Raw genomic sequence first — 11,817 nt, 5'->3', positions numbered from 1 at the left:
TTTATATTAAAATGCTGCTGTTTTTAATGATTTGATATAGTAAATGGCTTCTTTTACCGGAGTACCAGGATCTTTCAGATCATAATCTTGATCTGTAGGGGTATCTACATCGGGATAACGACGTACATCACCTGTTCTGAACACTACCCGTTCAAATGAAGCTACCGGAACAAACATTAAACGTGTTCCTTTGCTTTCACCGTTTACAAAAATGTTGTACATCCGCTTGTTCATATCCAATTCTACACGAACGTTATATGTTTTTCCAGCTTCGTACTTCATGATTCCAGAATTGCGGTAGCCCACTTTGGCTGTAAACTCGCCATCGGCGCCAAATATCAATCTAGCCGCCGCAGTACCTTTTGCATCCTGAAACTCTATCTGCAATGATCCCGTATTGTTTTGTACTGGCGTTACCGAAAATTCTACGTTTACTCTTCTTGCTGCAGGAATTACCCGATCTGCTTTCGCATAATCATAAGGATCTTTATCTCTTAAGGTAAGTGCCTTTGTGCCATCAGGTGCTTTTTCAATTTTCACAGAGGCCCAAAGTGGACTAAAAGTATTCCATAGTTTCAGTTCTTGTCCATCAGGAAGAGAATTGAATGCTTCATTTACAGGGCCAGACACTTTAGCCGTTACCGGCACTGGAACTTTTGCTACCCAGATGTCCTCCTTATTCATGCTATAGGTAAGCCACATCTTTCCATCTGTTGGTTTACCATCGGTCTCCGGAATTCCACGGATATACTGTGGCCCATAAGATTTATAATTGCCACCATAACGCATTTGCGATATTTCACCATTTACGAGCAAAAGATCTTTATAATTCAAACCATCATCACTGGTTGAAACCGCTAATGGCCAGCGGAATTCTGAAGGGTTGTACACAATGGCATAACGACCATCTGATGTCCGTTGCCCCCATATTTTAGCATTGCTATTTACCACCCCAGGTGCCCTTAAAGGAGTATACTGCCATGTTTTACCATGATCATTACTTACAGAAGTTAAGGCGTGTTTCCATAAGCCTACTACTTTGCCATTAGCCATGTGATAATAACTAAAAGCCTTTACAGGTCTGTTTAGCGGTATTAAAGGATCATTTCTATCTGCTTCCTCTACCATTTGCTGCATCATCAGCGGACTGGCCAAAATTTCTTTACAGGCAATTACTAAGCTTTTATCTTTACTACTGGTATACATCGGATAAAGCGTATGCTTCATATCCCAGGTAGAATTCGGTCTCAACAAATAAATTGGACCATAAGTTCCATCTTTTTTAATCTCCCTGATTACCCTGCCTATTCCTTTTCCATCGTTAGGATCATCTGTTTTATCCATAGCAATGCCATAATAAGCTAAAGCATACAAGCGATCTGCTTTCGAAACATAAAAACCCACACGCTGGTGCATCGTGGCATATAAATCTTTTGCCATCCCAGGAACACCTTCTTTTTTCCATCCATCAGGAATTTTGTAGGGTGGAAAAATAATGTCGGGCTTAGACCAATTGTAGCCATCTTTAGAAGTTTGCAACAAAGTTCTGCTTGGTGGAATGTGCTCTCCGACTGGATCACTTAGGTATTCCAGATAAAATGTATTGTTCCAGTAAGCCAACATTGGTGCATGGTTATAAGTCCAGTTTAGTCCATCTGCAAGCTCAGGATGTTCCCTATTTGCACGAAATGTCTGGATATTATGTACCCCTACGGCAGGCACAAGCTGACCATGGTGGTAATCGGCATTAACGATTGTTGTACCGGTATACCGCAAGGTATCTTGTGCTTGTGCCGCTTGTACTGATATAAAAAGTACTGAGGCTAACCAAATTTTGTTATATATCTTCATTGTTATTATTTCAATTTATTTGAGCCGTCATCCTGAATTTATTTCAGGACCTCGCACTCGCTATTCCACCTTTCTCTTTCGAGATCCTGAAATAAATTCAGGATGACGAAGGCGCTTAATTACTTTCCTACTTACGGGCACTATTGTCCCATGCTTATGCCCCTCCGGAATTATCGTTTCGGCAGAAACATCCTTAAAACTTTTAAAATCACTGGTTTTTATGGCCGCATACCTTTTCTCGCCATAGGCATCATAGTAAATCAACCAGTCTTTCCCCAGCTTAACCACAGTTGGGCCTTCAGTAAGCTTACCACTAAATGCTTCCGAAACTCCTGTATATGGCCCTATGTCATCTTTACTAAAGGCGACCTTTAAATTCCTGTTTGGCCTGGTATTGTCTTTCAATACCAACACATAATCTTCAGTGGCTTTCTTTACAATAACCGCATCAATTACACTAAATCCCGGATCAAGGAATAACTTTGCCTCACTAAACGTTTTAAAATCCTTAGTGGTAATTGTATACATCCTGTGGTTGTTCTCTTCCTCTTCTACCCCTTTTGCAAAACGATAAGGGATAGTCGATGCCCAAATTATAATAAACTCTTTCTTAACCTCATCATAAAACAATTCGGGTGCCCAAACATTTACTGTTGTCGGCTCATTTTGCAATACAGGAATAAATTGTTGCTCAGACCAATGAATTAAATCTTTAGAGCTGGCATAACCAAAGCCCCTCTCGCCTTTCCAACCACAAGTCCATACCAAATGAAAAACACCATCAGGCCCTTGCACCATCGAAGGATCTCGCATAATCTTTTGCTTTCCAATCTCAGGTTTCAGATAAATCTTATTCAGGTCCACCCACTTATAACCATCATAGCTGTATAACATACGCAATCCTTCATTTGCAGGCTCATGAAAAGAGGTAAACAAATAGCCCTTTTTAGCACAAGAGCTAAATGTTACCACCAAACCAAATAACAAAAACAAACGATAGGTACGTTTCATGCCATTCATCATTATATTTTATCTACAATCAATACCCAATCGTTACCGTTCTTTTCTTCTCCCGGTGGATCGAATTGATGTGTTCCTTTATTTTCAACATCCCCAATAGGGGTCGTTTTCCCATCACGTGGGCTAAACCATGAGGCTTTAACCTGATCACCAGGGAGCACACCCATTTTCAATGGAATATTTCTACCAGTATAGGTGTATACGAAAATGTAATCCTCGCCCCTGGTAGCCATTAATCTATTGTATTTTTCGCCATCACCACCCACTGCACCTACAATTAAGGATTGATCTGGCACTCTACCTAGATAAGCATTTCGAGATAACATCAGATTTTTCAAATACAGCATTTGTCCTGCTCCTGGATCATTTAAAGCTTCCTGCCATGGTTTTGTTGCACCATAGGCTGCCGCCTCTTTACTTGCTGGATTATAAAATTGCATTACAGAGTTATCACCATAAGTATAACCAAATGCACCTGCAAAAACCGACCAATAACCATATCTTCTTACATCAGCATCCTTCCATCTTGGCTGTTTTACATCATGTAAACCTTGTGGTATCCCCTCATATGAAGGCTCAGCATCAATTGTCGGCTTAACCACTTTTAGGTTATAATCTTTTTCAATATACTTCCAGTTGTCTTCGCCATAATGCCATTTCTCTTTAGCTGAGGTATCCTGATCGTAGCGACGATGACCCGATTGTGCCATATTAAAATCTAACCATTTGGCATCATGAAACCACTCTGAGGAGCCAGTTCGGCCTCTTGGATGAAAGGTAACCAAGTGATTTGGGTCATTAGCCTGAAGCGTGCTTCCAATCATTTCCCAAACTTTAGCGCCTTCGGAGCCTTTGATGTCGCCACCATTTAACCAAATGATGTTGCTTTTATCTTTATACCTTTTGGCTAAAAATTCTGCATATATCTTTGCCTGCTCAAGAGATACTTTCTTGTTCTTCACATTGGTACCCCAAACCGGTACCATCGCCATATAAATACCTTTTTCTTTAGCTTTATCAACCACATAATCAATATGATCCCAGAAATCATACTGTGTAGAATCTGCAAAAGAACTGCCTTCGGTAATCTTTGGCTTAGAGATGTCACCATTTACCAATGAGGAATCACCATAAATGTTTACGGATGGCACACTATGTAATACCATCACTTGCACCACATTAAATCCCTTTTGTTTGCGGTCTTCCAGATATTGATCAGCCTGTTCACGTGTGGTTTTATTAAACAAAAGCCATCCTGTATCACCTAACCAAAAGAATGGTTTGCCATCTTCTGTTAAAAACCTGCCATTCTCTGAAACCTGTAAACCTTTAGAGTCCACAGGTTTCTTGTTAGAAGCGCAACCAAACAGCGCTAACGAGATCATGGCAAATAAGAGTCCCCTTTTATTCATTGTAATAATATTTTTAAATTTTGTTGATGAAAACTACTTCGTCTCCTGATGAAAGCTTCTTTAATTCGATGACAGATCCACCTTTGATCTTTTCCTCATTAACCATAGCACCGCTACGTGGATCGATACGTTTTACAGTATAATTACCGGCAGCAGCGCTTAGATCGATCTTTAATGAAGCTGCTGAATTGTTATAGTATATATATGCTTTACCAGGGTTTGCCAAAGCATACTGTCCGGCAGGCGCCCCTGTCATTGCAGCAGACTTCATTCCTGCAGCTGCCGAAAGCAAGGTACTGTTAAAACCAGGAATATCTGACAGCGATCCACCAGCCATAAAAATAGCCCAACCAAAAGCATCATAACTATCTCCCGAATAGATAACTGCTTTTTCAGGATATTGTAAACGGTATTCTGAAACTGCATGGTATACCTGTTCAAATGATGTCTTTTTAGGTTTTAGTAATCGTGCATGTTGACGTGGAGCCAGATTCTGTCCACCTTGCGGCGCATATGCTGTTCCGTCGGCCTGATAATGCCAATAACGAATGTCGATCAGATCAACCACAGCTGCTCTGTCTTTATCAGCAAGGATCGCATCTTGTACATCCTTAGTCGTGCTTAAACCAATTACTGGATGTTTACCTGTTTCTTTTTCCCATTCCTTTATAGTATCAATCCAAAACTGCACAAAATGCAAAGGGCCAGTAAATTCTGCTCCTATCAATTGGATTACCCCAGTGTTGTCCCTAAAATTATCCAAACACTTGCGGATATAGGCACGGTGTAATTCTCTACGAGTTGGATTGGTAATGTCGTAATACTGTTCGGCCATAAATATGCGCTTATCTCCCGCATAAGGAACCGGTTCTGGAAAACCAGTACTATTGATGTTATTGGCGGTACGCCATGGATAATCCGCATAATGCGCTCCAGCTTCTATAATGTTGTGCTGAAAATAGTTCTGGTGAATCAGTACCAAACTTTTTTGATCGGCTAGATCAGCAAACTGTTTAAGCCTGTCCCAATACCATAAGTTATATTTCGTCAAGTCGTATTTACTTAAACCATCCCAGGCTTTATCTTGCCCACTTCTGGCAAATGGCAATTCATAAAAAGGTGTCCACACCTCTCCGTCCATCCTCCTGATGCGTTCATGATCGTCACGACGGCGATCATACCACAACCCATAATTGTGATCTAAAATCTTTACTGTTCCATTTTTCATAGAATCGGTGGCTTGATCAAGGTCGTCCGTTAAACCTTTCCCCGAACGTCCGGGAACAAAACGGGTAATGTGCGGCTTAGTGCTTTTCAAGCCATATGGTCTTGCGCTTCCATTCCACCATTGTACATCCTGCCTATCTCCGGTTACTACCGCATTGCCACGTACCAACCAGCCATTACTTAACAACATTGCCGCTGCCAATCGAGATTGTACTGGTTTTTCTATCCCAATCTTATCTATACTTTTAGCTGAACCAACAGCTGTATTTATCTTTTGTCTTTGGGATGCCTGATCTATATATTCTATAAGCATCATTGCAGGCTTAACAGATAACTTCGTTAATTTCATAGCAACATCTACAGGTGGACTACTAGAAGCCTCGGTTTCCACAGGCATAATAAATGCGCGCGAATCTGCTTCTACTCCTATTCTGTCTTTTAATTGCGCATAATATAAACTACGTGGCTGAATCTGTTCGTTCGACATATCCCAATACCCATCCCCGGCAAACTGTGCCCAGGTACCAAAAGCCCAGTTTTGTGCTGTTGGTGGTTGATAGCAATCTACTCTTGCCGCTGTACACTGCCAAAAAACACTATTTGCTGCAGCCCATCCAGCCCCCTGTCCATCTTGTCCACGGTTCATAAAACTCAGCGCTTGTCCATCAATGTTTACCACATCAAACAATACTCCTGATGCCCAACTGTCGATTGCCCCACTAAAGCTAAATGGCAAATAGGCTTGGCATTGAACAAAAGCATTAGGGCCTGGCGCACAAAAACCTGTTGCAAAGTCATGATAACCATATTCTGAATAAAGTCTTTGAAACAAGGTTTGGCCACCGGTAGTTAAAAAAGTATACCTGCGTTCACCGCCAATCTCCGAGACGGGAGCTAATGATTTACAATCTTCTACGGTAATTCTGTTTGCCGTTTCCTGAACAGTTACAACCGAACCTGCAAAATGTTCAAATACCACTTGTCTTACCCATGCGTCTTTAACATTTTCTAATGAAATACCTGTCCAGCGATGGTATTCATCTTTAGGATTATGCTCATCATAAGCAGATACAAATCTTAAATTTTCTACTCCGGAATTCGAAATTCTGCCATTCCATGTATATTTTGATACAGTGGCTTCACCATAATCTGCATCCAGTGCAGTCGTTAAAGGTGCATCTAAAGTTAATTCACTACCATTTATGGCAACTACTTTCCTATCCCAATTGATATCTCGCTGTCCAGGTTTCCATCCCAGTGAAGTAATGCCTCCTCCAAAATGATCTGTTCCCAGCACATCAATCCAGGTTTTTGTCGATGCCCGTCGTACGATCACCTGATCGCCCTTTTTAAATGCTGAAGCATTAGCTAGTATAACTTTCAAGGCATTCACAGGAACATACTTATCTGTAATGATAACTGGCTTTTCTTTCACACGGTCATCCTTCCCTAAAACACGCAACACACCTAGCCGATCCAGTCCTGTGGCATATAAAATCGTTCCGTCTGTCTCCATACCGCTACCACGCAAAACCACCCCGGAAGCCCCGATTTTCAGCGTACCCGCCACCTCATACTTCCCTTTTTGCAGTAAAACAGCTCCTCTCAAACCATCTTTTCCTACAGGCAAAGAAGCCACGTAGTTTATGGCCGACTGGATTCTTAGCGTTGCATCGCCTTCCTTAACAGGCACAACAACCTTCACCAAGGCATCAGGAATGGCCTTTTCACCAGCCATGAAACCTACATAAGAAAAATCGGGGATACGGTTACCTTTTTCATCAGGTGTATAGTTCAGTTTGCCATCTTTACCTTTAAATATGGGCTTGGGTAGCTCAACTACTTTTACTTTTTGTGCAAGTACAGGACTTACATTTAAACAAACCAAAAATGCATAAAGCAAAGCGGGCCTTACTTTTTCCATGCATTGCTTTTTTAAAGAATGTTGATTTGTCAGTATCATATTTGGTTAAAGATGTTGAATTAAGGAATGATTTTATGGTTTCACCTCTTTTAAAGGTACCACACTATTGAGGTAATTTTCAATATTTGAATAACCATTTTTAGTGATCTTTGTTGCATCAGACGCATCTTTAGGGTTTAAGCCATTTTTAACTTCCCATGCATCAGGCATACCATCATTGTCAGAATCTTTGTAAGGCGTGCCTTTGTACTCTGGATATCCACCCACCTGACTGATATCAGATATGATACCTTTCTTATAAGAATCTTCAGGTAAACGACGTTTCACATACGATTTACCCAATCCTGTTTTGCCACCATCTATATAAGAAATCTTACCTGTCTTCACCTGCTCAATAATTCTTTTATCTACCGCATCTCGAACAGGCAAATTTGCACCAACATTCATAAGGGTATAATCATAAGCCTTACGAGTATCCAATATAGTTACTTTAGCCATGGGCATAGGTTTGTCTACACGCATAGAGTCTAATAAACTTTGTTTATTGGCTACACCTTCAACCTGTACACCACCATCCCAGTTATTCTTAGTTACCTTTTCATTGCCTTCAATAATATTCCCATTGATATAAGCCTTTCCAAACACATGGGCATACCGTTTATCTCTTCCACTTTCAGGTTTTAAAATCCGGTAGGCAATAGGCTGGTCTAAGGGTGTAATTGGCCCTGGCTTGTAATAATTATTGATGAAATTATAAAAAGAATTATTGTCTCCACCATCCGCACTGCGGTTCCACCAATTAAATACGACGTTGTTTACAAAACCAAAATCACCGTACATCCCCACTGAAGGATTACGACTAATATTGGATGCCCAAAGGTTACGCATAAACGTACTGTTTAAACCACCGATCGTACTCCCAAAAGCATGATTATATGTATCTAGTGCTTCGGAAAATATAGAGTTTTGTATGGTTACATTTACTGTGGGTAGCTTGATGGGTTTTGAACCATCTTTTGGATCATATACATGCCTGTAGATAGACATATTTTCGTCTAATCCCCAGCTTGCTGACACATGATCCATAATGATATTTCCTACAGGGTTACCACCAATGGCATCATCTCTACGAGTCACATCAGTTGCTCCACGACGGAAACGCATGTAGCGGATCACCACATCATGTGTATTCATCCATACAGACTCTCCAGCCACGCATACACCATCTCCGGGAGCTGTTTGCCCTGCAATAGTGATATAAGGCGTGCGAATAATTAGGGGCGTTTTCAGTTTAATGATACCTGCTACATTGAATACAACGATGCGGGCACCACCTTGCTCACAAGCTTCTCGCAGAGAGCCAGGACCTGAATCCGCCAATGTAGTCACTACATAGACTTTACCACCACGACCACCGAATGATAATGCACCACCACCTTCTGCTCCAGGAAATGCAGGTATTTTTGCTTGTGGAAGATCAGATGGTTTAGCTGCCCATGGAATAAACGGCTTACCATTTTTTGTGTCACGATCTAGAATAGATTTAACTTTTTCGAACTGACGATCTGAATTGTGCTCAATAACCGCTAAAATAGAATCGGCTTTAGCTTCCATTGCCGGCGGAATTACCGGATATTGTGCAAAGACATTATTTCCAATTCCAACAGCGGCAACCGCCAATATCAAAGAAAATACTTTCATGTTATTATGGCTTAACGGTTTTTACTGGAACAACACTATTTAAATAAACTTCGATATTTGAGTAACCACTTTTTGTGATTTTAGCTGCATCTGAAGCATCTTTAGGATTTAATCCGTTTTTTGTCTCATAGCTATCTGGCATACCATCATTATCCGAATCTTTATATGGTTTTCCTTTATATTCTGGGTACCCACCTACTTGACTGATATCAGTAATGATTCCCATTTTATAAGAATCTTTTGGCAATCTGCGGTGCTCAAAATCTGGCTTATCTGATAGTTTAACATTAGCAGCGTAAGTAATTTTACCCGTTCTCACCTGCTCAATTACACGTGTATCCACAGCATCACGTTTAGGTAAAGTAGCACCAACATTGGCTAGTACGTATTTATGGGCGTCCATTGTTGGTAAAATGGTCATTTCTGCCATTGGGAAAGGTTTTTTAACCCGCATCGCAGCAAAATATGATTTAGCCTGCTCGTAAGTCATCAGGTTACCTTTCTTATCTTCTAACTGCACACCACCGTCCCAGTTGTCTTTAGTTACTTTTTCATTGCCTTCAATGATGTTTCCTTCTACATAAGCTCTTCCAAATACTACATAAGGCAATTTGCTCCTGCCGGATTCAGGTTTTAATATTCTATAACTGATTGGATCCTTTAATGAAGTTACCGGACCTGGTTTATAATAATTGTTGATAATATTATACATAGCTGTATAATCGCCACCATCTGTTGAACGATTGTTCCAGTTAAAGATCACATTATTAGCAAAATTAAAGATGCCATTCCATCCGATTGATGGGTTACGGGCACCATTATCTGCCCAAAGGTTACGCATAAAGTTACAGTTCTCGCCCCCCAGAGTACTACCAAAGGCATGATTCCAGGTATCTAAAGCTTCAGAGAAGATAGAGTTCTGAATAGTAATATTTACAGTCGCCAACTTAACGTCGGTTTTACCTGTGCTATCGTTGTACATGTGGCGGTACATAGACATATTTTCATCTAGTCCCCAGCTTGCCGATACGTGGTCAATCATGATGTTACCTACCGGGTTTCCTCCAATAGCATCATCCCTACGCCCCACAAAGGTTTCACCCCTTCTGAAACGCATAAAACGAACAATCACATCATGAGTGTTTAACCAAACCGACTCACCAGCCACACAAACTCCGTCACCAGGAGCAGTCTGACCTGAAATGGTAATGTAAGGTGCTCTTATAATTAAAGGTGTTTTAATGCGGATAATTCCTGATACATTAAATACGACAATCCTTGCTCCCCCCTGCTCGCAGGCATCGCGCAAAGAACCGGGACCGCTATCGTTTAGATTGGAAACGACAATTACACGACCACCACGACCACCAAAACTATGAGCACCACCACCTTCAGCCCCCGGAAAAGCCAAAAGTTCTGATTGTGGAAGATCTACCGGGCGGCCTGCCCATGGAACATAAGGTTTCCCCTCTTTAGCTTCTTTTTCTATAATAGGAAGTGCTTTTTGCCACGCAAGGTCTGATTGGCGGTAAGCTTCTTTCATCATATCTTCTGATTCTTTTTTAATATCAGACGGTATGTTAGGATATTGTGCGAAAGCTGAGGGTGCCGCAACAACAAGTGCCGCAGAAAATACGAAGTGCAAAAATCTCTTTTTCATCAATGTCTCGAATAATTGAACAACAAAAAGTACGCAATTAATTTATATATAAAAAATATATTCAACTATAAATACGAAATCAGTCTGACATGTTCGGTTTATAAATTTGGTTAGATGCTATATTAATTCAAAAATGCGATCTATAAAATGGCTTTTACTATAGCATTTTTTCTAGCTATTGTACAATCTTATCAGATTGATTTTATATGCGTCAGAATAACGTTTTATGTCGCGGAGATGTTACAAGCGGAGCGCTAAAACAGATTAAAACTCCAATGAAAAAAGGGTGATCATGATTTATGATACACCCTCGATAAAAATTTCCCGAACCCTATTTTAAAAGTCGAATACTAATCCAGTGTTAAGACTACTTCTGGAATTTCTGATGGTTGTGCCTTGGTTTTCTTTAAAAACATCAGTAATCCCACTTTGTCCATCAGCTTCAAATATAATTTTCACATTTTTTGCAATAGGTATTTTAACACCTATTCCAAGTACTAACCCTAGATCAGCACTGGCTGAAAGTTCTTTTAAATCTGTATTAAATGCTGTTTCTTTAGCACTCAATAAAATTCCTGCATAAGGACCGAAATTCAGATACCAATTTCTTTTTTTACCAAAATGCCAGTTTGCCATAACTGGTATTGTTAAATAATCCATGCGATAATTAGTTGCAAAACTCTGTCCATTATCTAGATTAGTGATATAACCATTATCCCAACCTTTTTGATCGTAAGTTAGTTTTGCTTTAATACTCCATCTATCCGAAAAAAAGTAGTCACCAACGGCACCAACGTTAAATCCACTCCTATAACTAGTATTCGTCATAGAACCGCTTGTTACAGTCGCAGCATTATAACCTACGTTAAATCCAAATTCAAAACTGCCCTTTTCTTGTGCAAATGCAGTAAAACAGCTTCCTGCCAATAGCAAAACTGTAAATAATTTTCTCATATATTTTATTTCGTTAATTAAGACGCTTCGAATATATAAACTTATACCAATAAATCAATAAAAAACAT

At 40.2% G+C, this 11,817-nt stretch carries 7 protein-coding genes; all 7 read right to left on the bottom strand.

Translation table 11 applies throughout. The features are described from left to right. Positions 1-6 precede the first annotated feature (6 nt). Positions 7-1,851 (bottom strand): exo-alpha-sialidase, encoded by a 1,845-nt coding sequence (locus FBD94_RS05370; RefSeq protein ID WP_136879400.1) that lies wholly within the window; start codon positions 1,849-1,851, stop codon positions 7-9. 60 nt (positions 1,852-1,911) lie between these two features. Continuing rightward, positions 1,912-2,862: a glycoside hydrolase family 43 protein gene (locus FBD94_RS05365; RefSeq protein ID WP_169472224.1), complete on the bottom strand. Its 951-nt coding sequence runs from the start codon at positions 2,860-2,862 to the stop codon at positions 1,912-1,914. Between the two features lie 11 nt (positions 2,863-2,873). Then, positions 2,874-4,283: a glycoside hydrolase family 140 protein gene (locus FBD94_RS05360; RefSeq protein ID WP_136879398.1), complete on the bottom strand. Its 1,410-nt coding sequence runs from the start codon at positions 4,281-4,283 to the stop codon at positions 2,874-2,876. Positions 4,284-4,296: 13 nt separating this feature from the next. Continuing rightward, a complete protein-coding gene (locus FBD94_RS05355) occupies positions 4,297-7,434 on the bottom strand; it encodes a DUF6298 domain-containing protein (RefSeq protein ID WP_235884379.1) in 3,138 nt (1,045 codons plus the stop codon). A gap of 72 nt (positions 7,435-7,506) precedes the next feature. Then, the gene (locus FBD94_RS05350; protein WP_136879397.1) at positions 7,507-9,135 is read right to left on the bottom strand and encodes a polysaccharide lyase; all 1,629 of its coding nucleotides are present in this window, start codon (positions 9,133-9,135) and stop codon (positions 7,507-7,509) included. Between the two features lie 4 nt (positions 9,136-9,139). Beyond that, complete coding sequence (locus tag FBD94_RS05345; RefSeq protein WP_136879396.1) at positions 9,140-10,795, bottom strand: pectate lyase family protein; 1,656 nt, start codon at positions 10,793-10,795, stop codon at positions 9,140-9,142. A 336-nt stretch (positions 10,796-11,131) separates the two neighbouring features. Then, positions 11,132-11,749: a porin family protein gene (locus FBD94_RS05340; RefSeq protein WP_136879395.1), complete on the bottom strand. Its 618-nt coding sequence runs from the start codon at positions 11,747-11,749 to the stop codon at positions 11,132-11,134. Positions 11,750-11,817: the final 68 nt, after the last annotated feature.

It is taken from the genome of Pedobacter hiemivivus, assembly GCF_005144565.1.
Classification (GTDB): Bacteria; Bacteroidota; Bacteroidia; order Sphingobacteriales; family Sphingobacteriaceae; genus Pedobacter; species Pedobacter hiemivivus.
Note: the sequence above shows the minus strand (reverse complement) of the source record. Positions and strands in the feature narration are given on the sequence as shown.

What these genes read in the sequence shown, in the direction of transcription:
- FBD94_RS05370 (WP_136879400.1), bottom strand. Translation starts at nt 1,851, where the DNA reads ATGAAGATATATAACAAAATTTGGTTAGCCTCAGTACTTTTTATATCA.
- FBD94_RS05365 (WP_169472224.1), bottom strand. Translation starts at nt 2,862, where the DNA reads ATGAAACGTACCTATCGTTTGTTTTTGTTATTTGGTTTGGTGGTAACA.
- FBD94_RS05360 (WP_136879398.1), bottom strand. Translation starts at nt 4,283, where the DNA reads ATGAATAAAAGGGGACTCTTATTTGCCATGATCTCGTTAGCGCTGTTT.
- FBD94_RS05355 (WP_235884379.1), bottom strand. Translation starts at nt 7,434, where the DNA reads ATGGAAAAAGTAAGGCCCGCTTTGCTTTATGCATTTTTGGTTTGTTTA.
- FBD94_RS05350 (WP_136879397.1), bottom strand. Translation starts at nt 9,135, where the DNA reads ATGAAAGTATTTTCTTTGATATTGGCGGTTGCCGCTGTTGGAATTGGA.
- FBD94_RS05345 (WP_136879396.1), bottom strand. Translation starts at nt 10,795, where the DNA reads ATGAAAAAGAGATTTTTGCACTTCGTATTTTCTGCGGCACTTGTTGTT.
- FBD94_RS05340 (WP_136879395.1), bottom strand. Translation starts at nt 11,749, where the DNA reads ATGAGAAAATTATTTACAGTTTTGCTATTGGCAGGAAGCTGTTTTACT.